Annotated in this window: 18 protein-coding genes and 1 other RNA gene; 4 read left to right on the forward strand and 15 right to left on the reverse strand. The window is 40.7% G+C overall.

The genetic code is table 11. The annotated features are described in order from the left end of the window. Nucleotides 1–251 precede the first annotated feature (251 nt). The 8 genes from cbpF to HWX15_RS03405 all read right to left on the reverse strand — a co-directional run bounded on the left by cbpF (nt 252) and on the right by HWX15_RS03405 (nt 7,553). A complete protein-coding gene (gene cbpF, locus HWX15_RS03370) occupies nt 252–1,247 on the reverse strand; it encodes a choline-binding protein CbpF (protein WP_175880283.1) in 996 nt (331 codons plus the stop codon). A 98-nt stretch (nt 1,248–1,345) separates the two neighbouring features. Continuing rightward, entirely contained in the window at nt 1,346–2,035 is a 690-nt protein-coding gene (locus HWX15_RS03375; RefSeq protein WP_175880284.1) for a response regulator transcription factor, read from the reverse strand. 11 nt (nt 2,036–2,046) lie between these two features. Continuing rightward, a complete protein-coding gene (gene gndA, locus HWX15_RS03380) occupies nt 2,047–3,471 on the reverse strand; it encodes an NADP-dependent phosphogluconate dehydrogenase (RefSeq protein ID WP_175880285.1) in 1,425 nt (474 codons plus the stop codon). Between the two features lie 75 nt (nt 3,472–3,546). Further along, nucleotides 3,547–4,959 (reverse strand): cell division site-positioning protein MapZ, encoded by a 1,413-nt coding sequence (gene mapZ, locus HWX15_RS03385; protein ID WP_175880286.1) that lies wholly within the window; start codon nt 4,957–4,959, stop codon nt 3,547–3,549. Nucleotides 4,960–4,971: 12 nt separating this feature from the next. Further along, the gene (locus tag HWX15_RS03390; RefSeq protein ID WP_000711397.1) at nt 4,972–6,129 is read right to left on the reverse strand and encodes a THUMP domain-containing class I SAM-dependent RNA methyltransferase; all 1,158 of its coding nucleotides are present in this window, start codon (nt 6,127–6,129) and stop codon (nt 4,972–4,974) included. An 84-nt stretch (nt 6,130–6,213) separates the two neighbouring features. Beyond that, nucleotides 6,214–6,594, reverse strand: an RNA gene (rnpB, locus tag HWX15_RS03395) — RNase P RNA component class B. Nucleotides 6,595–6,614: 20 nt separating this feature from the next. After that, nucleotides 6,615–6,956 (reverse strand): cell division regulator GpsB, encoded by a 342-nt coding sequence (gene gpsB, locus HWX15_RS03400; RefSeq protein WP_000200644.1) that lies wholly within the window; start codon nt 6,954–6,956, stop codon nt 6,615–6,617. 69 nt (nt 6,957–7,025) lie between these two features. Further along, nucleotides 7,026–7,553: an SLOG family protein gene (locus HWX15_RS03405; RefSeq protein WP_175880287.1), complete on the reverse strand. Its 528-nt coding sequence runs from the start codon at nt 7,551–7,553 to the stop codon at nt 7,026–7,028. Nucleotides 7,554–7,619: 66 nt separating this feature from the next. Here HWX15_RS03405 and recU point away from each other — a divergent pair, with 66 nt between their 5' ends. Together recU and pbp1a are read left to right on the forward strand one after the other, a co-directional pair. After that, a complete protein-coding gene (gene recU, locus HWX15_RS03410; protein ID WP_000248777.1) occupies nt 7,620–8,216 on the forward strand; it encodes a Holliday junction resolvase RecU in 597 nt (198 codons plus the stop codon). Then, a complete protein-coding gene (gene pbp1a / locus HWX15_RS03415; RefSeq protein WP_175880288.1) occupies nt 8,213–10,366 on the forward strand; it encodes a penicillin-binding protein PBP1A in 2,154 nt (717 codons plus the stop codon). Before recU ends, pbp1a begins: the two co-directional genes overlap by 4 nt. Before the next feature lie 164 nt (nt 10,367–10,530). On the opposite strand, the gene HWX15_RS03420 is transcribed toward pbp1a, so the two are convergent. The 4 genes from HWX15_RS03420 to HWX15_RS03435 form a co-directional block, all read right to left on the reverse strand. Next, complete coding sequence (locus tag HWX15_RS03420) at nt 10,531–12,510, reverse strand: peptide ABC transporter substrate-binding protein (RefSeq protein ID WP_175880289.1); 1,980 nt, start codon at nt 12,508–12,510, stop codon at nt 10,531–10,533. A 234-nt stretch (nt 12,511–12,744) separates the two neighbouring features. Next, entirely contained in the window at nt 12,745–13,845 is a 1,101-nt protein-coding gene (glf, locus tag HWX15_RS03425; protein ID WP_175880290.1) for a UDP-galactopyranose mutase, read from the reverse strand. A 287-nt stretch (nt 13,846–14,132) separates the two neighbouring features. Then, nucleotides 14,133–16,091, reverse strand: a complete 1,959-nt coding sequence (locus tag HWX15_RS03430; protein ID WP_175880291.1) for a peptide ABC transporter substrate-binding protein — start codon at nt 16,089–16,091, stop codon at nt 14,133–14,135. Between the two features lie 195 nt (nt 16,092–16,286). Beyond that, nucleotides 16,287–17,894 carry a glycoside hydrolase family 13 protein gene (locus tag HWX15_RS03435; protein WP_175880292.1) on the reverse strand — a complete coding sequence of 536 codons (1,608 nt, stop codon included), beginning with the start codon at nt 17,892–17,894 and terminating at the stop codon, nt 16,287–16,289. A 152-nt stretch (nt 17,895–18,046) separates the two neighbouring features. Between HWX15_RS03435 and HWX15_RS03440 the strand changes: the two genes are divergently transcribed. Beyond that, nucleotides 18,047–19,531, forward strand: coding sequence for a DUF1846 domain-containing protein (locus tag HWX15_RS03440; RefSeq protein WP_050259728.1), 1,485 nt, complete (start codon nt 18,047–18,049; stop codon nt 19,529–19,531). Nucleotides 19,532–19,625: 94 nt separating this feature from the next. Then, the gene (locus tag HWX15_RS03445) at nt 19,626–20,108 is read left to right on the forward strand and encodes an S-ribosylhomocysteine lyase (protein ID WP_000032547.1); all 483 of its coding nucleotides are present in this window, start codon (nt 19,626–19,628) and stop codon (nt 20,106–20,108) included. Nucleotides 20,109–20,169: 61 nt separating this feature from the next. Here the strand turns inward: HWX15_RS03445 and HWX15_RS03450 are convergent, their stop codons facing one another. The 3 genes from HWX15_RS03450 to pbp2x all read right to left on the reverse strand — a co-directional run bounded on the left by HWX15_RS03450 (nt 20,170) and on the right by pbp2x (nt 25,848). Next, complete coding sequence (locus HWX15_RS03450; protein ID WP_175880293.1) at nt 20,170–22,275, reverse strand: ATP-dependent Clp protease ATP-binding subunit; 2,106 nt, start codon at nt 22,273–22,275, stop codon at nt 20,170–20,172. 338 nt (nt 22,276–22,613) lie between these two features. Continuing rightward, nucleotides 22,614–23,594 carry a phospho-N-acetylmuramoyl-pentapeptide-transferase gene (gene mraY / locus HWX15_RS03455; protein ID WP_175880294.1) on the reverse strand — a complete coding sequence of 327 codons (981 nt, stop codon included), beginning with the start codon at nt 23,592–23,594 and terminating at the stop codon, nt 22,614–22,616. A gap of 1 nt (nt 23,595) precedes the next feature. Beyond that, entirely contained in the window at nt 23,596–25,848 is a 2,253-nt protein-coding gene (gene pbp2x, locus HWX15_RS03460) for a penicillin-binding protein PBP2X (protein WP_175880295.1), read from the reverse strand. Between the last annotated feature and the right edge of the window lies 1 nt (nt 25,849).

Consider the following 25,849-nt stretch of genomic DNA (forward strand, 5'->3'; position numbering starts at 1 on the left):
AAAAAACACTTGATATTACACTAACATTATATACCTTTTTCTAAAACATGTCATGTAAAACTGGGCAAAAACTCAATTTTGTTAAAAATAAGTAAATAAGTAAATCCTTCCTTAATAAACCGCATATTATCAAGGTTTTGCCACCTGATAATATGCGGTTTTCTGATTTTAAAAACTTTTTATCCAGTATCACTTCGTGAAGCTGCACTCTTACTTAAAATTTATCTCAAATTACAAAATACTACCATTACTTACTGAACCCATTCACCATTATAATTGACAGAATAGCCATCTACAGTGGTATTCACTGCCAAAGCACCTGAGCTATAAGCATAGTACCATTTGCCATTGACCTGGAACCAGCCTGTCGTCATATCACCATTTTTATTATCTAAATAATACCAAGTTGAACCATCTTGATACCAACCAGTTGCCATAGCTCCTGATGAACGGAGATAGTACCACTTGTTACCAAGGTTTTGCCAACCAGTTTTCATATCACCATTTGACTGGTCTAAATAATACCAAGTTGAACCTTCCTGATACCAACCAGTCGCCATGGCTCCTGATGAACGGAGGTAGTACCACTTATTACCAAGATATTGCCAACCCGTTTGCATTGCAGCACTTGTTGGATCCAGATAGTACCAAGTTGAATTATCATTGGTCCAGCCACGCACTAGCTCCCCAACCGTCAAACTGTCGATACGAGCATCGAAGCTACCATCCTCCTGTAAATAATACCAATGCCCTTCGTCAGAAATCCAACCAGTTTTTAAAGTGTGATAGCTACGCTGATCTTCAAAATAATAGACTCGTTTCTCTGCTGGACTATCATATTGTTCCCCATGATGTTTGTTGGTATTTGTAGCAGTTTTTGCTTCTAAAACTTGCTTACCAACAAATTCTTGTAGTACCCCATCTTGACCAAAGTAAAACCAATCTGGTCTAAAAGCAATATCTTGCCTTAGAGAAGAACCAATCGTAACCCCTTCGTGTGGAGCAGGTATATATTGCCAGCCGACAACCATCTCTCCAGATAAAGAATCAAAATAATAGTATTTTCCATCAATCACTCGCCAGTAGGTTTCTTTGAGTTCCCCCTTCTTGTAGTAGGTTCTTCCGTTTTCTTGTACAAAATGCCATCCTTCTGAATCAGCATCATCCGCCAATACTGCACTTGTTGCCAGTAAGCTAAAGAAAAAAACTGCTAATGCAATTTGCATCAATTTTTTTATTATTTTCATTAGACCTATCCTCCATAACTGATTGTAGCAAAGACCCGACTGAATGTCAATATATAAAAACTCCTCAAAAAAAGTAGTTACATAACTGCAACTACTCTCTATTCTTGCATGGTGTAACCTACACCACGCACGGTTTTAATGTAGCTTTTTTGACCTTTTACATCAAGCTTGCTACGTAGATAACGAATATAGACATCCACGATATTGGTCTCTGTCGCACTTTCGTACTTCCAAACACTTTCCAATAACTGCTCACGAGTCAGAACCTTCTTGCTTCCCATGAGAGTAGCCAGAAGGTCATACTCACGACGGGTCAGAGCAATCATCTCCTCGCCACGATAAGCGGTATGATGCTCTACATCCATACGCAGATTGCGGTAAGAGGTTGGAACCTTCATCTGACTACAGTGTTGGTCGATGAAGTCCCGACCTCGGAAAATCGCTGAAATACGAGCTACCAGATTCTCAATAATAACTGGCTTATAGATGTAAGAAACGGCAAAGCGTTGGATTGTCTCGAGCTGGTCTTGCAATTCTTCGCGATGGTCCAAGACCATGATGACCGAGGCTGGCTTAGTCCGACTCAGCTTATCTGCAAAATCCTGGGCTGTCATATCCCCCAGATGAGCATTCAATAAAATCAAGTCATAGTCTGTCTGAAGAGCCGTGGAGAGGGCTTTTTGCCCCTCCTCAACCTGATCAACTCGGTATTGCTCTTTTTGGAGTTCCAAACTTAAAAAATGAGCTAGATTTCGTTCTTTCTCAAGTAATAAAATCCGTTTCCCCATGGCAGACCTACTTATTTTTCGTCATACCAAGAGTAGTGGAAGATTCCTTCTTTGTCTTTACGTTGGTAAGTGTGGGCACCAAAGTAGTCACGTTGCGCTTGGATTAAGTTAGCTGGAAGGTCAGCTGAACGGTAGCTATCAAAGTAAGTAATAGCTGCCGAGAAAGTTGGTACTGGTACACCAGCTTGAACAGCAAGAGCTACGATGTCACGCACTGCTTGTTGGTACTTAGCAGTAACATCCAAGAAGTACTCATCCAAAAGAAGATTAGCAAGGTCTGCATCACGGTTGTAAGCATCTGTAATCTTTTGCAAGAAACGAGAACGGATGATACAGCCATCACGCCAGATAGATGCGATGTCTGCAAATGGCAAGTTCCAGTTGTTTTCTTTAGAAGCTACACGCAATTGCGCAAAACCTTGTGCGTATGAAATGATTTTTGAGAAGTAAAGGGCTTGACGGATCTTTTCAATCAACTCAGCCTTGTCTCCTTCAAATTTGAAGGCAGCTGGTTTTGGAAGAACCTTGCTAGCATGCACACGTTCTTCCTTGTAAGTAGAGATGTAACGTGCAAATACCGACTCAGTGATGAGTGACAATGGCACACCAAGGTCAAGTGATGATTGGCTAGTCCATTTACCAGTTCCCTTGTTACCTGCAGCGTCAAGGATGTAGTCTACGATTGGTCCATCTTGACCTTCATCGTCTTTGCGGCTCAAGATATCAGCTGTGATTTCGATCAAGTAGCTGTCCAATTCACCCTTGTTCCACTCAGTAAAGATTTCAGCCATGTCTTCTGCAGAAAGGCCTAGCAAGTGTTGCATCAAGTCATAGCTTTCTGCGATCAATTGCATATCACCATACTCGATACCGTTGTGAACCATTTTCACATAGTGACCAGCTCCGTCAGGACCGATGTAAGTCACACATGGTTTGCCATCTTCTGGTGCTTTAGCTGAGATTTCTTCAAGAACATCCGCAACCAATTCATAAGCTTCTTTTTGTCCACCAGGCATGATAGAAGGACCTTCAAGGGCACCTTTTTCACCACCAGAAACTCCTGTACCGATAAAGTTGATACCAGAGTTTGCCAATTCTTCATTACGACGGATTGTATCTTTGTAGAAAGTGTTTCCTCCGTCAATCAAGATATCACCCTTGTCAAGGTGTGGAAGAAGGGCTTGAATTGTAGCATCTGTACCAGGTCCAGCTTGAACCATCAGCATGATACGACGAGGTTTTTCGATTGAGTTTACAAAACTTTCAACATCATAGCTTGGCACAAAGTTCTTTTCAGGATGGCAAGAAATTACATCTTCCGTTTTTTCTTTACTACGGTTGTAAATAGCAACTGTGTAACCACGAGATTCAATATTAAGGGCAAGGTTACGACCCATTACGGCCATACCTACGACACCAAAGTTAGCTTTTGTCATTTGACACTCCTCTTGTTTGATTTGTTTTATTTTATCATTTTTACTTTTGAAAAGAAAGAATTTTGTAACGACTGCTTAGTAGTCCAAGTCATCCGCATGACCAGCGCCATTTCCGACAAAGTAGCCTGTCTTACAGTTAAGGGTAAAGAGATAGGTTCCATCTGGCTTGTAGAGGTTGTAATAACCATTGCCGTTAACGATATTGACGCGTTCAAGGATATATTGGTCTCCAGTGATATAGCCACGCGAACGTGAAGTCGCTAGAATTTGTTCCAAGACACCATCCGCAAAATCCCAAGCAGAGTTGTTACTATCATCAATAGCAGACTGATTATAGGCAACACGACTAGCACTTCTTTGAACAGCAACCCCTGCACTCGAGAGACCCATATTGACTTCACTGCGAGTACTTCTAGTTTCATTTGAGGCAACATTTGAACTACTTGGGCTTGTCTCACTAGTCGTATTTGAGCTTGCTTGACTAGAGCTTGAGCTACTAGTTTGACTTGAACTTGAGCTAGAGCTAGAAGTACTTGTTTGCTGGCTCTTACCAAGGCTGATAGCCTTATCTAGCACTTTATCAAGCTCCGTATTTCCAGTTTTAATATCTGTAAATTTAGCATCCGATTTGGCTTTGGCATTGGTATCCAACACACCATCAACAATAGCTGGTTTTTCAAATTGTGCATTGACATCTTGAATGGCCTTGATTTGCGTTGCTAGACTATCATATTTAGATTTGGCAAGCGTATGTTCACGACTACCTTCCAGCTTATCAAGTAAGGTTTTAAGTTGACTTAGTTTATCAAACTGGCTGTTTTTCAAAGCAATTTTATTGCTATCTGTGTAAAAGGCGTCATAAAGTGTATTAAAATCATCCACATCCGATTGATTGGCTGTAGTTGATTGAGAAGTCTGAATTTCCTTGGTCGAGCGATTCACTTGACGATAGACATAATAAGCACTGACACAGATAATTACTGATACAAGCGCCAAAGCAGTTAAAACAAAGCCTTTTTTGCTTTTCTCTTCTGACTCTTCTTGTTCCAGACGAGAAAGACTCTGCTCCTCTTCCGCTTCTTCAGTCATTTCTGTTGGATTTTCATCCTCTAGCAATAGAGGATCCAAGCCTTGCTCCTCATCGTCCAGAGGTAAGGGAGGTAAGATGTCTTCAGAAGATGGAACTTCCTCCGAAGAAGCTTCTGACTCCTCTACAGCCTCACGCATCTCTTGAATTAAATCATCCAGACTCTGAGTTTCAACTAACTCCTCTTTTTTGTATTGACGAGTCGCAAACTTATCTGCTTCGATTTCATCTTTGTGTTGTTTGACATACTTGTCCAAAATGGAATCCTCAGGCAAGACTCCTGCTTCCACTTCCTCATTTTTACGAATAGCTTGACCAACTGTTAGCTCTTTTGCTTCATCAAAATCAAATTGCGGTTCTTGACCTTCTTTTTTATGACGATTTCGTCTTTTTTTACTCATGAGTATCCCTTTCTATTTTACCTCTTGCCGTTTGACACGCTGACCAAAATATTGATACAGATCCACTTTCAAGGTTCCGTTGTATAACTTACGCTTCTTATCTGCTTGGCTACCATACTTGCTTTCAAAGGCTTCATCACTAGTCAAGATAAATTTGCTCCAAGTTTTCAGTGGTGCAAATACTTGACCCATCTCAGCATAAAGCTTGGTCACCCCTGCATCATCTGATAAACGCTCCCCGTAAGGAGGATTGGAGATGATTACACCATTGATTTTATCGGAACGTAAATCCTGCACGCGCATCTGCTTAAAGGTAATGTCTCCTGCAACACCAGCTGCCTGAGCATTAGCTTTAGCAATTTCTACCATGCGAGCATCGATATCACAGCCCATAATATCCAGTTCCAGCTCACGGTCTACTTTTTTGGCTGCTTCTGTGCGCACTTCCTGAATCAAGCGGTCGCTGACCCAGTTCCACTCCTCAAATGCAAAAGAGCGACGAAGTCCTGGTGCCATCTTTCGAGCAATCATGACTGCCTCGATACAGAAAGTTCCTGAACCACAGGTCGGATCAATCAAAGGCTTATCTGGATACCAGTTAGAAAGTTGTAAAATAGCTGCCGCCATATTTTCCTTGATAGGAGCGCCACCTTTTTCGGTACGATAACCACGTTTAAAGAGGCTAGATCCTGTCGTATCAATCATGACAGTTGCCACATCTTTGAGAATAGAGACCTCAATCTTAAACTCTGGGCCATTCTCCATCAGAGGAACACCTTCTGGGCGGGCGTAGTGTTTCTGCAATTTCTTGACAACAGCTTTCTTAGAAATAGCCTGTACACTGGGCTCATTGTGAAGTTTAGATTTAACACATTTTGCTTTTGAAATCGGGAACCGAGCTCCAAGTGGTAAATAATTTTCCCAATCTAAAGCGAAAACTCCCTGAAACAGCTCTTCAAAAGTCTTAGCTGGGAACGTTCCTACGATAATCTTGATACGATCTGCTGCCCGAAGCCACAGGTTGGTTTCGATAATAGCTCTCACGTCTCCTTGAAAACGAACACGTCCATTTTCAACCTGACAATCGTAGCCCAGCTCTCGCACTTCTCGTCCTACAACAGCTTCAAGCCCTGCTGCCACAGTTGCAATTAAATTAAATTCTTTTTTCATGTTACAGTCTTGCAAGACCTTTCTATATGTCCACTTTAAAAAATGAGGTTGAGAAAATTTCTCAGCCCCAACCTATATGCAATTTTCTATAAGCCATGTTTTGTTCCAGAAGTGACTAGGACCACTTCCTTCGATAATCATCTGTCTACCACTAACAGCTCTAGCTGATAGCAGTCAGAATACTACGTTCGTTTCCGCGTACTCCATGCCCCGACCAAAATTTGGGTTGCTAGCTTGAGGGGTTTACCGCGTTCCACTCTCTCTGTTTCCAGAAAGACTCCGTCACTGTGGCACTTTCAAGCCTACTCTGGCCTATCCAAGGACTTAGCCATTTCAACTGCCGTAACGATTTCTCGTCCCTAGGCTTATGGTTTCGCCTAGCACAAACACTACAGGCATCACAGCCTGTGCTAGCATGGACTTTCCTCATGAGAAGCAATTCTCCTCACGCGATTATCCAAAAATTGCATGTAACAAGACCTGAATTACAAATCAGTATTGTCTAAAATTTGTTTACCGAATACTTCTTTTTCAAGACGATTCAAGCGTTTCAAAATATCAAAATTCGTCATAGAAGATGAAGCAGCCACATCAATTGGATCTGGGTGACTAGGACTTGGAGCCGAACTCACTTGCGGTTTACGAGTTAATTCTTCCTTCAAATCCGCAATCTCCTGACGAAGTGACTTAACCAAGGCAGCATAGGTTTCATAGTCCTTGATGACATCGTCTAAAAACTCATCAACTTCTACCTTGCTATACCCACGAACTTCACGTCCAAACTCTTGTTCAAAAATATCTTTTGCTGAAAAAATAATACTTGTCATGTCTCTCTCCATTCTCGCTTGCTAGTATTATTATATAAAAAAAGGCAAACAAAAATCAAGGTCAAAGCTTCAATTTTCGGAAAAATTTTCAGCCAGTTCATTTAATTGATCAAATGTTAATCTCTTTATAAAATAGTCCTCTTGATTTTTCATCTTTTGGTAAAAATAAGCTAGTTTCGTTTCATTTTCTTCATCATAAAAAAGATAGGAACTATTCGTATTTTCCAGTAAAAACTGCTGGTAGTCTCTTAACTGCCCCTTGTGTTCATAGCGAGGATAAGCATATTTGACAAAGTCTACCTGCTTAAAGCGGCTCAGTTTCATCTGATTGCCTTCATTCCAATTTTCCCCATGGGTTTCAAAAGCAAAAATGGTCGCCAACTGGAAACCGTACTCGGTTTTCATCTCCTGAGCAACCTCTAAAACCCAATATTCAAAGCCCAAAGTCCCTGTAAATACAAGCCAAGACACCCCATCTGCTGCCATAGCCTCTAAATCTTTACGTATTGCTTTTTTTATCAATTTAAGACGAGGATCCTTATCAGAAAATAAACCCAAATCAAAAGCAGAATAGCCTAAAACCAAAGCTGTAGCCATTTTTAACCCTTTCTGTGCAAATTTATGGTATAATAGAGTGATGTTATTGTACCAATAAGGAGAATTATGGTCAACTATCCACATAAACTTTCATCACAAAAAAGACAAACATCTCTTTCTCAACCCAAAAATTTCGCAAATCGAGGAATGTCTTTTGAAAAGATGATCAATGCTACCAACGACTACTATTTGTCTCAGGGCTTGGCTGTTATACATAAGAAACCAACCCCTATTCAAATCGTACGAGTGGACTATCCACAACGAAGTCGTGCCAAGATTGTTGAAGCCTATTTTCGACAAGCTTCAACGACGGACTATTCTGGCGTTTATAATGGATATTACATCGACTTTGAAGCCAAGGAAACAAAACAAAAACGTGCGATTCCGATGAAAAATTTTCATCCACATCAAATTCAGCATATGGAACAAGTCCTTGCCCAACAAGGAATCTGCTTTGTCCTTCTTCACTTTTCTTCTCAGCAAGAAACCTACTTATTGCCGGCATTCGATTTGATTCGCTTCTATCATCAAGATAAGGGACAAAAATCAATGCCACTTGGATATATTCGAGAATATGGATATGAAATCAAGGCTGGTGCCTTCCCTCAAATTCCTTATCTCAATGTTATCAAAGAACATTTATTAGGTGGTAAAACAAGATGAACAAACCAACGATTCTGCGCCTAATCAAGTATCTGAGCATTAGCTTCTTAAGCTTGGTTATCGCAGCCATTGTCTTAGGCGGAGGAGTTTTTTTCTACTACGTTAGCAAGGCTCCTAGCCTATCCGAGAGTAAACTAGTTGCAACAACTTCTAGTAAAATCTACGACAATAAAAATCAACTCATTGCTGACTTGGGTTCTGAACGCCGCGTCAATGCCCAAGCTAATGATATTCCCACAGATTTGGTTAAGGCAATCGTTTCTATCGAAGACCATCGCTTCTTCGACCACAGGGGGATTGATTCCATCCGTATCCTGGGAGCTTTCTTGCGCAATCTGCAAAGTAATTCCCTCCAAGGTGGATCAACTCTCACCCAACAGTTGATTAAGTTGACTTACTTTTCAACCTCGACTTCCGACCAGACTATTTCTCGTAAGGCTCAGGAAGCTTGGTTAGCGATTCAGTTAGAACAAAAAGCAACCAAACAGGAAATCTTGACCTACTATATAAATAAGGTCTACATGTCTAATGGCAACTATGGAATGCAGACAGCAGCTCAAAACTACTATGGTAAAGACCTCAATAATTTAAGTTTACCTCAGTTAGCCTTGCTGGCTGGAATGCCTCAGGCACCAAACCAATATGACCCCTATTCACATCCAGAAGCAGCCCAAGACCGCCGAAACTTGGTCTTATCTGAAATGAAAAATCAAGGTTACATCTCTGCTGAACAGTATGAGAAAGCAGTCAATACACCAATTACTGATGGACTACAAAGTCTCAAATCAGCAAGTAATTACCCTGCTTACATGGATAATTACCTCAAGGAGGTCATCAATCAAGTAGAACAAGAAACTGGCTATAACCTTCTAACTACTGGGATGGATGTTTACACAAATGTAGACCAAGAAGCTCAAAAACATCTGTGGGATATCTACAACTCCGATCAATACGTCTCTTACCCTGACGATGATTTGCAAGTCGCATCTACGGTCGTAGATGTTTCAAATGGTAAAGTCATCGCCCAACTTGGAGCTCGTCACCAAGCAAGTAACGTTTCATTTGGTACCAACCAAGCTGTGGAGACCAATCGTGACTGGGGTTCTAGTATGAAACCAATCACTGACTATGCTCCCGCTTTAGAATATGGAGTCTATGACTCTACTGCAACTATAGTACATGATGTTCCTTATAACTATCCTGGCACTGATACTCCACTCTACAACTGGGATCATGGCTACTTTGGAAACATTACAATCCAGTATGCTCTTCAACAATCACGAAATGTCACAGCCGTTGAGACTTTGAATAAGGTCGGTCTAGATAGAGCTAAAACCTTCCTTAATGGTCTTGGTATCGACTATCCAAGCATGCATTATGCAAACGCCATTTCAAGTAATACAACAGAATCTAACAAACAATACGGTGCAAGCAGTGAAAAAATGGCTGCTGCTTATGCTGCCTTTGCCAACGGTGGAATTTACCACAAACCCATGTATATCAATAAGGTCGTCTTCAGTGACGGTAGTGAAAAAGAATTTTCTGATGCTGGTACACGAGCTATGAAAGAGACTACGGCCTATATGATGACCGAAATGATGAAAACAGTCTTAGTTTATGGTATCGGACGTGGTGCCTACCTACCATGGCTTCCACAAGCTGGTAAGACTGGTACTTCTAACTATACTGATGAAGAAATCGAAAAATATGTCAAAAACACTGGCTACGTAGCTCCAGATGAATCGTTTGTAGGTTATACTCGTAAGTATTCTATGGCTGTATGGACAGGTTATTCGAATCGTTTAACTCCTATCGTTGGAGATGGTTTCCTAGTTGCAGCTAAAGTTTATCGCTCAATGATAACGTATCTATCAGAAGATACTCATCCAGAAGACTGGACGATGCCAGACGGACTTTTCAGAAACGGGGAATTTGTATTCAAAAATGGAGCTCGCCCAATATGGACTGAACCCTCTACTCAACAATCCTCAACAGCTGAAAGTTCAACTACACAGGCAAGTACTACGGTTGGTCAACAACCCAATAATGCTCCAGCAACTGATCCTAATCAAGGACAAGCTGTTCAACCGACACAACCAGTACAACCAACGCCACAAAATCCACAAGTTCAACAGCAACCACAACAGTAAACGAAAAAATCCTGAGAACTCTAAACTCAGGATTTTGTCATTTTCAAAATGAAATACAGAGATCAAGTACATTTCCCCACAATAAAACGCATACGATCAAGGCTTTCATCACCTGACAATATGCGTTTTGCTTTTAAAGACTTTTTGCTCAGTCTCTTTTTATCTTATTTCACATGTTTTGCGAGTTCTTCTTGCGCTTTTTTATTGGATTCTGCTTTTTCTTTCATCCATTTTTCTTGAGCTTTTTGATATTCATCTGCAGTAACTGCCTTGTCTTGAAGTTCAAGGTATTTATACAAGACTGGGTCACTTGTACCTTTATTTCCTGACAATGCAAATGGTATTGTAAATGGTACCATCTTAGACAAGATTGGACGACCAGTTTTAGAAGTTGTTGGGATGATCAAGGCACTATCTGTCAACCAAGCTTGGGCTGCTGCGTATTTATCATATCGTTTAGCAACATCTGTAGTCTCATCACCAGCTTCAGTAACCAATTTTTCGTAGTCATATAGACCTACTTTTTTAGCAGCTACATTATCTTCCCCTGAGTCAAATCCTAAATATGTTTTAGTACTTTCTCCTACAGAAGGTTTGATAATATCAAGGTAGGTTGATGGATCGGCAAAGTCTGGACCCCAACCGACATTATCTGATAAATCCCAGTCTTCGCCAGCAGCATTTTCGGCAAATAGAGTTACATTAAGCAATTCATCTTTTTGCAATTGTTGGATATCAATAACGACATTATCAGTTCCTAAAGTTGCTTCCAAGGATTGTTTCATAGATTGGACACGTTGAACTTTTGTAGTTGCTGTCTGGTCAACAGGCATATCTAGGTGAATTGGGAATTGTACTCCCTCAGCTTGTAGGGCTGATTTGGCTTTGGCAAATTCTGCTTTAGCTTTTTCTGGATTGTAAAGACCATCTTGTGAATCTGCAAGATTGACATCCTTCCATTCATCCCCATAAGTCACTAATTTTTCTTTGACTATATCGCCAAAGTTCTTCCCATCTGCTTGAACAAATGTTGGTGGCACAAAGAGATTACGCAAGATTTTGCTTGCTCCAGTTTCTCCATTCAACTGAGAAGCATAAGCTGTACGGTCAAAACCAAAGGCAATAGCCTGACGGAAATCCTTGTTTAAGAGAGCTTTTTTAGTAGATGTCTTTTGTTCGTCGCTAGTCTTAGATGTGTGTTTATAAGATTGACGGTCAATATTTGTTCCTACTAAATAAGTCGTAGAGTCTTGTTGAGTATAGACAATATTGTCTTTCATACTCTTCTCAAGCTCTGCGAAACTTGCACTTGTTGGATAAAGACGAGCTGCTGTAAGGCTACCATCTTTAAAGTTTTCTGCTGGTTTGCTGGTATCTTGCCCATCCCAGAATGACAATTTGACCTTGTCAATATGCACATTGTCTTTATCCCAGTAGTTCGGATTTTTCGCAAATTCAACAGAGGATTTAGTTACAATGGATTTCAACAAATAAGGGCCGTTATACAAGAGACTACTTGGATCCGTAGCTTTGGCAAAATCATCCCCTTTTGAATTCAAAAACTCTTCATTGACTGGCGCAAGCACACCCATGGTTGTTTTAGAATTCCAAAAAGTTTCAGGTTTGTTCAAGGTGTATTGGATTGTTTGGTCGTCAAGGGCTTTAATCCCGACTTGAGCGAAGTCTGTGATTTCACCTTTGGCATAGGCATCCAGCCCTTTGATTGAATCCTGTACCAAGTAAAGGGCTTCTGCTTTCTTATCTGTTGCATATTTAAGTCCTGTTACAAAGTCCTGAGCCTTAACAGGAGCGTACTCTTCTCCCTCAGATGTATACCACTTGGCATCCTGACGAATCTTATAAGTATAAGTCAAGCCATCCTTAGAAACCGACCAGTCTTCTGCCAATGAAGGAACAAGGTTCCCGTATTTATCATTTTCAAGCAATCCATCAATCACATTACTAGTAATCTCAGAAGTTGCCGCCTTACCAGTTGTCAAATAGTTGAGATTATCCGGATGTGTCTCGTAGGTAAATGCAAAGGTTTTTTCACCTTGAGCGCCTGAACCCCCAGAACAAGCAGCTAAAACACCAGTTGCTAATAAGGTTACTCCTGCAAGAGCTAATACTTTCTTTGTTTTCATAGTATTCTCCTTTGTTTTTTTATTCATTATAGACTCTTTTTCAAGTCCTGTCAATAGAATTTTCTGAATTTTAAGAGTTATTTGTTATATTTTATATATTCTGAAAAATAAAATTGTTCATTTATGCCAAAAAAGCCAACATAGGTTCTCTTCTGATAAGCAGAAAAGAATCTTGTTGGCCTTACTTCTAAAAATCTTAAGTAGCAAAGATTCTAAAATGACGGAATCCTTGCATCATTGTCCCAACTCTTCCTCGACTACATTCAAGGTCCGTTCAATGACCACATGCATGTCGTAGTATTTATAATCAGCCAAACGTCCACAGAAAATGACCTTATCATTCTGTGCTGCTTCTTCTTGATATTTAGCAAACAGGACATTGTTTCGCTCATCATTGATTGGATAATAAGGCTCATCTCCACGTTTCCAATCAGCTGGGTATTCACGAGTAATAACCGTTTTGTCCTGAGTACCATACTCAAAGTGTTTATGCTCAATAATACGAGTATAAGGAATTTCTCGCTCTGTATAGTTGACAACAGCATTTCCTTGATAGTTTTCTTCATCAAGAACTTCATGCTCAAAACGAAGACTACGGTATTCTAACTCACCATGTTTATAATCAAAGTATTGGTCAATCATTCCTGTAAAGACAACTTTTTCAGCAGAAGCTTCTAATTCCTGACGATTGGCAAAAAAGTCAAGACCAAGTTCTACTTCCACATCCTTGAGCATATTTTCGATGATGACGTTGTAACCGCCAATTGGAATACCCTGGTAACGGTCATTGAAGTAGTTATTATCAAAAGTCAAACGAACTGGTAGACGTTTGATGATAAAGGGTGGAAGGTCAGTCGCAGAACGTCCCCATTGCTTTTCAGTATATCCTTTAATCAATTTTTCATAAATATCTGGACCGATCAACTTGATAGCCTGTTCCTCTAAGTTTTTCGGTTCAACGTCCTTCATATGAGCCGTTTGCTCAGCAATCTTATTTTTGACTTCTTGAGGGGTTTTTGTCCCCCATATAGCATAGAAAGTATTCATATTAAAAGGTAGATTATAAAGGCTACCCTTGTAATTAGCTAGAGGCGAGTTGATGTAGTTGTTAAATTCAGCAAATTGATTCACATAATCCCAAACTTTTTTATTAGAAGTATGGAAGATATGAGCACCGTATTTATGAACATTAACCCCTTCTACATTCTCACAGTAGATATTTCCACCAATGTGGTCACGTTTATCAATAACTTTTACTTTTTTTCCACGCTTGGTTGCTTCATAAGCAAAAATTGCTCCCGACAAACCAGCACCAACGATTAGATAGTCGTACATAGTCTCTCCCTTATCATTTATCTTTACATCTCCTTAATTATAGTAAAAGAGAGAATCTTATACTCTTCGAAAATCTCTTCAAACCACGTCAGCGTCCATCTGCAACCTCAAAGCTGTACTTTGAGCTAACTTCCCATTTACTCTTTGATTTTTATTAAGTATTCGTTTCAATCTATTTTAGCACAAAACAAATCATTTCTCAGTTTTCAATAGCCGAGTGATTTAAAAAGACAAGCACCAAAACTGATATTTGTCTTTATGATTTTGCTTGAAAAGGCTATTTCTAACTATTTAACATGTTTTTCTGCTTCTTTTTGAGCTTTTTCGATTGCTTTTTTGCTTTCTTGCTCCCATTTGGTCTTAGCTTCTTCAAACTGTTTGGTCGTCACAGTGTCTTTTTGCAGTTTCATGTACTTGTAGTTATTGCCATCACCCTTGATACCAACCAATGAATAGCCTCTTGTAAATGGCGTTACTTTGGTTACAGATGCTGTTCCACCACTTGACATAGCTGACATAATCAGAGAATTGTCAATCATCCAAGCCTGTGCTTCAGCGTATTTTTCATAACGCTTGGCTACATCTTTGTTTTCACTATCTGCATCTTTGAGCATCTTAGTGTAGGTATCAAGACCTAGGCTAGTGATTTTTTCCTTGTCTTCCTTGGCATCTAGTCCAAAAATCTTAAGGTAGAAGCCATCCTCTGCATTGAAAGGATTGAGATAAGTTGATGGATCCTGATAGTCACCTACCCAACCATCAAAGTTCAAATCATAGTCACGATCAGCTGCTGTTGGCGCTAAGAAGGCTACGTTATTAAAATCATCTGTTGAAAGTTGCTGAACATCAATGACAATGTTATCAACACCTAAAACTGACTCAAGGGTCTGCTTAACTGAGTTCATGCCTGTCACGGCATTTTTACTTGTCTGATCAACCGCCACATCCAAGTGAATTGGGAAGGTCACACCTTGACTTGTCAATTCTTTTTTAGCTTCCGCAAATTTTGCTTGGGCTTTTTCTTTGTTGAAATAGGCATCCTGAGCATCTGCCAAGTTTATACCTGACCATTCTGTGCCATAGTTGACCAATTTAGAAGCGACTACTTCTCCAAAGGTCTTGTCTCCAACTTGGACAAATGTAGGAGGCACTAGGGTGTTACGAAGAGTCTTGCTAGCTGCTTCTTCCCCATTTGACTGAGCAGAATAGGCTGTGCGGTCCAAGGCAAAGTTCACTGCTTGGCGGAAGTTCTTGTTCAAGACAGCTGTCTCAGTTGACTTCTTCTGCTCATCTGTCGTTTTAGACGTATGGTTGTAAGCCTTACGGTTGACGTTGAAATTGAAGTACCAAGAAGTCTTGTCCTGCAAGCTATAGACGATATTATCCTTATATTTTTCCTTGGTCTTAGCAAAGTTAGAACTATTTGGATAAACCCCAGCGATTGAATAAGCTCCACTTTCAAAGTTACGGATGGTCAATTCTTGGTCTGAACCATCAAAATAAGCTAATTTCACGTGTTCAATCGATACTTTGTCATGATCATAGTAATGCGGGTTCTTCACATACTCAATCGATGATTTTGATGTGAAATCTTTTAACAAGTAAGGTCCGCTGTAGAGAATGCTATCTGGAGATAGAGTCCCAAAATCTTTCCCTTTTGAGTTTAAAAACTCTTCATTGACTGGGAAAAGAATACTATTGGTTGTTTTTGAGTTCCAGTAAGGCTCTGGACGTGCCAAAGTATACTCAACAGTCTGGTCGTCAATAGCCTTCACCCCAATCTTAGAAAAGTCAGAATCCGCTCCTGTAATATAATCATTCAAGCCCTTGATCGAGTTTTGAATCAAGTCAATGGCCTGAGATTTATTGTCCACTGCGTACTTAATCCCTGTCACAAAATCTTGTGCCTTGACTGGGGCGTACTCTTCACCGTCAGCCGTGAACCATTTGGCATCTTTTCTCAATTTGTAGGTATAAGTCAGACCGTCGCTTGAAACAAACCAGTCTTCTGCCAAAGATGGAACTAGATTCCCGTAATTGTCATTTTCAAGCAAACCATCAACTAGGTTGGTTATAATCGATGTATTATCAGCGTAATAGTCTAATAGATAGTTAAATGTAGTTGGATTTCCACTAAAGGTTGATGAGTAAGTTTTTGTATCTGAACCTGATTGTCCGCAAGCAGTTAAAAGCAAAGCAGCCGCAACAGTCAGGCCTGCACTAAGAACACGCTTCTTTGTAGTCATCTTCTTTCTCCTTTATGTTAGTTTTTATAACATATATTTATTTTACCAAAATAGTGGGAATTTGTAAAGTTAATTGAATTTTGAGAATGAAAGTTTATAAACTTTAGTCATAAAAAAACAAAGGATTTCTATCTTTCATACAGTCCTCCCTTGTTTTTATACGATTCCAATTTTAGATTTTTCTGTAAAAAATGTTTATAGTAATTCCACACAGAAAGCATCCCATGGAGCTAAGATTTGTTTTTCAAAGACTTCTTGAGCTAGGGTGTTTTCAATCAAGACAGATTTGACATTTCCTTCTACTACAAAGACTTGCTCTTCATTGGACAAGTTAGCCACGACTAGGAAGCGACGGTCGCCATCCTTACGGATATAGGCAAAGACCTTATCAGCCGTATCAAGCAATTCAAAGTCAGCTCGAATCAGCCAGCTGTTTTCCTTACGGATTTGAACCAGTTTCTGATAGGTATAGAAAATAGAATCTGGATTTGCCAGCGCTTCTTGAACGTTGATTGTTTGATAGTTTGGATTAACCTCCAACCAAGGTTGACCTGTTGAGAACCCGGCGTTTTTGCTCTCGTCCCATTGCATAGGGGTGCGGGCATTGTCACGTCCAATAACACGGATACTGTCCATGATTTCTTCAATCGGAACACCTTTTTCAAGAGCCTCACGCGCATAGTTGAGGGATTCAATATCTTCTACTTGGTCCAGTGTTTCAAACGGATAGTTGGTCATCCCAATCTCCTCACCTTGGTAGATATAAGGTGTCCCTCTCATGAGATGAAGCAAAATCGCAAAGGTTTTGGCAGATTTTTCGCGGTATTCCTGGTCATTTCCCCAGATTGAGACGATACGAGGAAGGTCATGATTGTTCCAGAAGAGCGAATTCCAGCCTTCCTCAACTCCTAATTCTGTCTGCCATTTGTTGAAAATCTCTTTTAACTTAGTAATATTCAGTTCTTTTTGATAGTGCCATTTAGGCTGACCTTCCTGATACTGAAGACCGATGTGTTCGAACTGGAAAACCATAGACAATTCTTGCCCCTTTGGATCAGAGTAGAGCTTAGCAATCTCAGGCGTTGCTCCCCAAGTCTCCCCTACTGTCAAGAGATCCTTATCTCCAAAGGTCGCCTGATTCATCTCCTTGAGATAGGGATGGAGCATAGGACCATTATTGACTACTTTCTCGTCAGGAATTTTGCCAATCATGTCAATGACATCCATGCGGAAACCACCAATGCCTTTATCAATCCAGAAGTTCATCATCTCATAAATTTTCTGACGAAGTTTTTCATTTTCCCAGTTGAGATCGGGCTGTTTCTTACTGAAAAAGTGGAGATAATATTGACCTGACTTTTCATCGTATTTCCAAGCAGAACCACTAAAGATAGAATCCAAATCATTGGGTTCATCCCGCCAAATATAGTAATCTCGCTCAGGGCTATCAGGATTTTCACAGGCCTCGACAAACCAAGCATGTTCATCTGAGGTATGATTGACTACCAAGTCCATGATGATACGAATATCACGTTTCTTAGCTTCCGCAATTAGTTGGTCCATGTCCTCCATAGTTCCGAAAATAGCTGCAATCGCTTGATAATCAGCAATATCGTAGCCATTATCATCCATAGGGCTGTCATAAACAGGAGAAAGCCAAATCGCTGTGATCCCCAGCTTGGCTAGATAGTCTAACTTACTGGTAATACCTGGCAAGTCGCCAATTCCATCTCCATTGCTATCCATAAAGCTCTTAGGATAAACTTGATAAACTACGGCATTGTGCCACCATTTTTCTTGCATCTTCTTACCTCATTATCTTCATAATCTACAGTCTATGATAGCGCTTTTTGGAATTTTGTGCAAGCGTTTGCCTAATCTTTTTGATTCCTTTTTTAAGTCCAGAGTTTCCTAACTTCCAATTTTTTATTATAATAGAGGTCAGAGGTAAAAAAATGAAAAAACAAGCTTTTAGTTCTGAACAATATTTGAATCTACAGCGCGACCACATTTTAGAGCGCATTAACCAATTTGACGGCAAGCTCTACTTGGAGTTTGGTGGCAAAATGCTAGAAGATTTCCACGCTGCTCGTGTGCTTCCTGGCTATGAGCCTGACAACAAAATCAAGCTCTTACAAGAATTGAAAGAGCAAGTTGAAGTTGTAATTGCCATTAATGCTAGCAATATCGAGCATTCCAAAGCACGTGGTGACTTGGGCATTTCTTATGACCAAGAAGTTCTTCGCTTGATTGATAAATTCAATGAATTAGGGATTTTTGTCGGCTCTGTTGTCATCACACAGTACGCTGGTCAACCCGCTGCAGATGCCTTCCGCAACCAACTTGAGAAAAACGGAATTGATTCTTATCTTCATTATCCAATCAAAGGATATCCGACGGATATGGATCACATCATTTCTCCTGAAGGTATGGGAAAAAACGACTACATCAAAACCAGTCGTAACTTGATTGTCGTAACCGCTCCTGGACCTGGTTCTGGAAAATTGGCAACCTGTATGTCCAATATGTACCACGACCAAATCAATGGTATCAAGTCTGGCTACGCTAAATTTGAAACCTTCCCAGTTTGGAATCTTCCCCTTCATCACCCAGTCAATTTGGCCTACGAGGCTGCCACAGCTGACCTTGATGATGTCAACATGATTGACCCTTTCCATCTTCAAACCTATGGAGAAACCACTGTCAACTACAACCGTGATATCGAGATTTTCCCAGTGCTCAAACGTATGTTGGAACGTATCCTAGGAGAGTCTCCATACGCTTCTCCAACAGACATGGGTGTCAACATGGTTGGTTTCGCTATCACAGATAACGAGGCTGCCATTGAAGCCTCTAAACAAGAAATCATCCGTCGCTACTATCAGACTGTTCTTGATTTCAAAGCCGAAAAAGTGGGCGAATCTGCTGTCAAGAAAATCGAGTTGCTCATGAACGACCTCGGCATCACACCTACAGACCGTAAGGTTGCTGTCGTTGCCCGTCAAAAAGCAGAAGAAACTGACGGACCAGCTCTAGCCCTTGAATTACCAAATGGGGAAATCGTCACAGGTAAGAACTCTGAACTCTTTGGCCCTACAGCCGCTGCTCTTATCAACGCCATCAAGAAATCAGCTGACATCGCTAAAGAAGTAAAACTAATCGAACCTGAAGTTGTTAAGCCAATCCAAGGTCTTAAAATTGATCATCTGGGTAGCCGCAATCCACGCCTTCATTCAAATGAAATCCTGATTGCACTTGCTATCACAGCTACAGAAAATCCTGATGCTGCTCGTGCTATGGAAGAACTTGGCAACCTCAAAGGAAGCGAAGCCCACTCAACCATCATCTTAACCGATGAAGACAAGAATGTCCTTCGCAAACTAGGTATCAATGTAACCTTTGACCCTTACTACCAATACGACCGCTTGTATCGCAAGTAACGATTTCAACCTCTCCACCCTCGGAGAGGTTTTCTCTCTGTCTCAGGAGCCGGCTTTATGTTATAATGAAATTAGAAAACTGAAAGGATTTACCATGTCAAAAGAAGTTATTGTTGAAAGTTTTGAACTTGACCACACTATTGTTAAAGCACCCTATGTCCGCTTGATTGGGGAAGAAACAGGGCCAAAAGGAGACATCATCTCCAATTATGACATTCGCTTAGTACAACCCAATGAAGACTCAATCCCTACCGCTGGTCTGCACACTATCGAGCACCTCTTAGCCAAACTCATCCGTACTCGCATTGACGGTATGATTGACTGTTCACCATTTGGTTGCCGCACAGGTTTCCACATGATTATGTGGGGGCGTCACACCAGTGCTGAAATCGCGGCTGTTATCAAGGATTCGCTCAAGGAAATCGCTGAAACTACTACTTGGGAAGATGTCCCAGGGACAACCATCGAATCTTGCGGAAACTACAAGGACCACAGCCTCTTCTCTGCTAAAGAATGGGCAAAACTCATCTTGGAACAAGGGATTTCAGATGATGCCTTTGAGCGTCATGTGATTTAAACACAAAAAAGGAACCAGTTTTTTCAGCTGGCTCCTTCTTTTTTATTCTCAAAATTCTGTCTTAGGATTTCTCACGAATGACCAAAACACCATCTTCCATGTCAGCTTCTAGGTGTTTAGCATCAAGGTTATCCAAGTGGAAGTCTGTGACTTTGTCACGGATTTGTTGTTCAACCACACGACGGAGTGGACGAACCCCCATGACTTCATCGTAGCCTTCTTCTGTGATATAGTCCTTAGCTGCTTGACTGACTACCAAGTCAATGTCTTTCTTAGCCAAGGTTTGGTTGACTTCAGCCAACATTAAATCCACAATCTTAGAAAGGTCTTCCTTCGTCAAGTGCGAGAACTCGATAACTGCATTAAAGCGGTTGAGGAATTCTGGACGGAAGAATGGTTTCAAACGGTCCATCAATTCTGGTTTGTCCGCATCTTCTGTCAAGTTAGCTTCATAGCCAAAACCAGCATTTGATGTTGCGATAATGACTGTGTTTTTAAAGTTAACGGTATTTCCTTGACCATCAGTCAAACGACCATCATCCAAGACTTGGAGGAGAAGGGTAATGACTTGAGGATCAGCCTTCTCAATTTCATCCAAGAGAATGATAGAGTATGGATTGCGACGAACACGTTCTGTTAAGGTATTGCTATTGTCATCATAACCCACATATCCTGCTGTTGTACCAATTAGCTTAGAAACAGCTGTGCGGTCACTGTATTCAGACATATCCAAACGGATGATCGCATCCTTGGTTCCAAACATATCTAGCGCCAATTGCTTAGCAAGCTCTGTCTTACCAACCCCAGTTGGTCCTACAAAGAGGAAACTACCGATTGGGCGATTACCTTCATCAAAACCAGCACGGTTACGACGGATAGCACGAGAAACAGCTTCAACTGCCTTATCTTGACCGATTACCTTGTCTTGCAAGCGATGAGCCATATCTTTCAAACGTTCGATGTCCGTAGCCCCCATTTGAGATACTGGAATACCGGTCATTCGTTCTACAGATTCAGCCACATCGTTGACACTTGCAGTCACTTTCATATCTTCTGTGTGGTTTTCGATTTTCTTTTCCAATTCTGCGATGCGTGTTTTATAGTTTAGAGCTGCTTCAAAATCTTCTGACTCAACAGCTTTTTCTTGCTTGTCTTTTTCTACCTCAATTTCACGTTCAACAGCATGCACATCTGTTACAGGATGCTGAGCTGCCAAGTGAGCCGCCGTAACATCGACAAGGTCGATAGCCTTATCTGGCAAGCTACGTTGTGGAATATACTGAACAGAATAATCCACCGCTGCTTTCAAGACTTCGTCTGGCAAGATGACATTGTGGTGTTGTTGATAGAGATCACGAATTCCTTGAAGAATTTTAAAAGTATCCTCTGCTGAAGGAGCATTGACCTTGACTTCGTTGAAACGACGAGCAAGAGCAGCATTCTTCAAGATGGTATTACGGTATTCGTCTTGAGTTGTTGCCCCAATCACTGTCAATTCTCCACGAGAGAGGGCTGGTTTGAGAATATCCGCAAGCCCCTTAGAACCACTGTCTCCACCAGTGCTACCAGCACCGAGAATTTGATGAATTTCATCAAAGAAGAGAATGATATTCCCTGCTTCTTTCACTTCATTTACTAAGTTTTGAACGTTTTCTTCAAAGCTACCACGGTATTGAGTACCAGCCTCAAGACCTGAGATGTCAATGGAAATAATTTCCTTATTCTTAATAGCAGCTGGAACATCTCCGTTCACAATGGCTTGTGCCAAGCCTTCGACAACTGCTGTCTTACCAACACCTGCGTCTCCGACTAAAACAGGATTGTTCTTGGTACGGCGTGAGAGGATTTCAGATGCTTCTTGAATTTCCTTGTTCCGTCCGATAACAGGATCCAACTTGCCCTCGCGAGCTTCTGCTGTCAAGTTTCGACCTAGTTTAGCAAGGACACCATCTTGTTTCATACCTGACGTATGTTGTGGCATTTGTCCATCAGTTTCTGCATTTCCTGGTAATTGACCAGTCGCACGATAATGAGCAAATTCCTCAGGTGTCACTTCACGTCCATTAATCAAGTAGCGACGATTTTCAGAACTGTATCCTCGCATACCACCCATCAATTGGTTAAATAAATCATCCATGTTATTAAAATTATTAAAGTTGTTATTCATATTCTTTACCTCTTTTGTTTACTTAGTTATGATTACTGATATTGACTATCTTTGACCTTTGTTTTAAAAAATTTAGACTAGCTAAATCGCTACTCTAGGTACTATTTCTGGTTTTTCTTTTTCAAGCAGGAGTAGACTATCTTTACTTCTGAAGATTTCTAGATTAAACATAGACCCCACCTCTTTCTATTTTACTTTAAATAAGCGTTCTAGTAAGGCTTTCATTTACCTTACGTTCATAATATACTACATTAGTCAGAAAAGGTCAAGGATTTTGACTTTAATTGACCAATATTTTTAAAAAAGCAAAAACACCCTGAAACATCAGGGTGCCATTCTTACATCAAATACAAAATTGCTAGGGTCAGGAGACTTGCTAGAAGCCCCACTCCCCAAAAGAAGAAATCAACCTTCCACTCGCTCCAAGGATTTCCTTTACCAGACAATCCTCCAAGCTCAAAATGGTGATGCACAGGCGTCATACGGAAAATACGTTTACCACCTGTCAGTTTGAAATAGCTGACTTGCATCATGACCGAAGTTGTTTCAAAGACATAAATAATTCCGATAATCAAGAGAGTCCATTCTTGGTGGAGAGCCATTGAAATAGCTGCCAGCATTCCACCAAGAGCTAAACTTCCCACATCTCCCATAAAGACCTTAGCAGGCTTATGGTTAAAGACAAAGAACCCAAGCAAACCACCAATCATGGCAAGAATCACTAGAAGGATATCCATCTGACCTTGCACATAGGCAATAACTCCATAGGCAGACAAGCTAATCACAACGGAAATACTAGCTAGACCGTCAATACCATCTGTCAAGTTGACTGCGTTTGAAAAACCAACTAGCCAGAAAAGAGCGAAGATAATATAGAAAATCCCTAGATGCACTTGGTAACCAAAGACTGAAAGCATATCGCCACCGCGCTCATAAAAAAGGTAGAAAATGACGCCACCTAGCAGCTGAAGAGCCAATTTCTGTTTGGGGTTTAGCCCCTCATTGATCTTTCGGAAGACCTTGAGAAAGTCATCTAAAAAACCAACCAAGCCATACAAGACCAAAATAAACAAAATCATACCAACATTATTGGTCAATTGTTTCGAAAAAAGAGCGACGAGGAAACTCACCACAACTGCAGCAATGAGGAAAACAAGTCCCCCCATTGTAGGAGTCCCAGCTTTTGCCTGGTGCTGTTTAACATCCTCATGCATCTGCTGGCCTGTAATTTGCGCCTTTCTATAAAATTGGATAAAGGCCGGAATTCCTACTAAAGTTAGTAAAAATGTCACAATTCCAGCACTAATAGAAATAAACATATTAGTCTCCTAAAGTTAATGTAATTTTTTTAATGTTTTTGATAGCTGTATTAGTCCGAACATCTTGCTTCTGAACAACGGAACCTGAACCTTCAAATTCCAGTTCAATATCCAACCATTTAGCAAAGGTCTCGGCAGTCTCTTTTTTCCAGCCATACATGTCTGGAATTTCTTCTACCTTATCCGATAAAAGGAGAACTTGTTGGTTTGGTGCAAGATTGGTCCCTTCTTCTACAGAAGTCTCTTTAATCTTTGTTCCAGTACCTACAACGATTGGTTGCACAATATTTCGGCGTAAGGCTTCCGCCAACTCACCAGGTGAAATATCCTTGATGCTAGGCATTGCATAAGAAGATTCTGTCGTAACTTTATCTAAATTTTTGGCTGGAGATTGAAGATTGAGAGATTCTTTCATAGCTGAAGCCCGCTCCAAGATTGGGGTGGCAAATTCTCCCAACTGGATACCTGAAAAATGCTCAGGCTGTTGAACCGTTACATACAAGATAAAATCAGGATTTTCAGCAGGATTCATAGTCACAACTGAGAAAATATAATTGGTAGAACCAACCAAGTATCCTCCATTTTTCTCATCAGCGATTTGAGCCGTACCGGATTTAACTGCTACATTTTGTCCAGGAACTGTTATAATTGGCTTTCCTGTGTAGTGATTATACATAGTTCCATATAGAGGGTCCGTCCCAACTAAGATCATGTGATTTCGAGTTGTGCTTGCTGCCTCTTTGGAAACAGGATTTCCTACTATTTCTTTTTGTGACTTACGTACAGACTGATTGTTAGTATCATAAATAGCACTTATAAATTTTGGCTCCAGCATAACTCCATCATTAGCAATAGCTGTAAAGGCACGAAGCATTTGTGTTTGTGTCACTGAAATTCCTTGCCCAAATGAGCTTTGAGCAATACTAACAATATTATCAGCTGGAAGTTGACCAGCGTATTCATCTGTCAAGCCAAAGCGAGTTGGAACCCCAAATTTAAAGCGTTTTAGATAATCCAACCAAGTAGCATCTCCCATTTTTTGTTCAAGTAGACTCGTTCCAACATTACTGGAGTGAGCGAAACCTTGTAAGAAAGTCATCATCCCACCAGTAGTCAAACCAGCATTAACATCCCAATCTCGAGTCGTCGCATCCGCTATTTTGAATTCACTGCTATTGAAGTATTCTCCACTTGGGAAGGTATTATTATCAATAGAAGAAGCTAACATCATGACCTTAAAGGCTGATCCTGGTTCATAGTTACTTTGATAAAGAATATCACGCCAAACAAAGTCCTTAGTCAGCCCTTCCTTAGTATCTGCATCAAAGGTCGGTCGTTGGGTGGTAGCAAGGATTTCACCGGTCTTTGCACTGACCAAGGTCGCGGTCATATACTTACCTTTTACTTTTTGTAGAAAGGCATCCATCTGAGTTTCCATGAAAGATTGGAGCGGGCTAGACAATGTTGTATAAACATCCTTGCCATCTACAGTTTGTTGGGAAACTTGTTCCGTTCCGGGGACAATATTTCCCAGACGATCCTTTTCATAGGTAATAATGCCGTCTGTCCCTGCAAGAATACTGTTCAAGGAACTCTCCATTCCAGAGGTTCCCAGCAAGCTCTTGCTGCCATCTTCATTTTCATGGAGCTGAGCTAGTCCGATAAAACTAGAAGCAAATTGTCCGTTTGGGTAACTACGATTGGGACTGGTTGTAAAATCAATCCCCTTGACCTCTGCAGTTTCCAATTCTTTTTTGATAGACATCATATTGGCATAGGTAATCCCATTGCCCTTTGCTCCAAAGGAAACTTGCTTGAGGTTAGGTTGCGAGAGTTGCTCTCTTACATAGGATTCTTCCATGTCCAGATACTTATGAAAGACCTCTGCAACCTTGTTAAATTGTGTTTTTTCTACGTAAAGAATCTTACCCGTTGCTGACTTATAGTTCTCATCAATGACCGCATAGACATTATAGGAGGTTGCATCCTCAGCAATTGGGACTCCATTTCGGTCATAAATAGTCCCACGTTTGGCAGGAACTGTACGGGTGGTTTGATGAACCTTCTTAGCTTCCTTCGCTAAATCTGTTCCAAAGCGAGTGCCCGTCCCAATAATGACCGCAAAATTGACTAAAAAAACGGCAAAAACAAAGACAGATAATAAACTCAGACTTTTTCCAACTCTGCGTCTGTTTTCAGCCGGCGATTTCCGATTTTTCGTCGCATAACGGATTACTCTTTTTGTCCACTTCATA

The organism is Streptococcus thalassemiae (assembly GCF_903645285.1).
GTDB lineage: Bacteria > Bacillota > Bacilli > Lactobacillales > Streptococcaceae > Streptococcus > Streptococcus thalassemiae.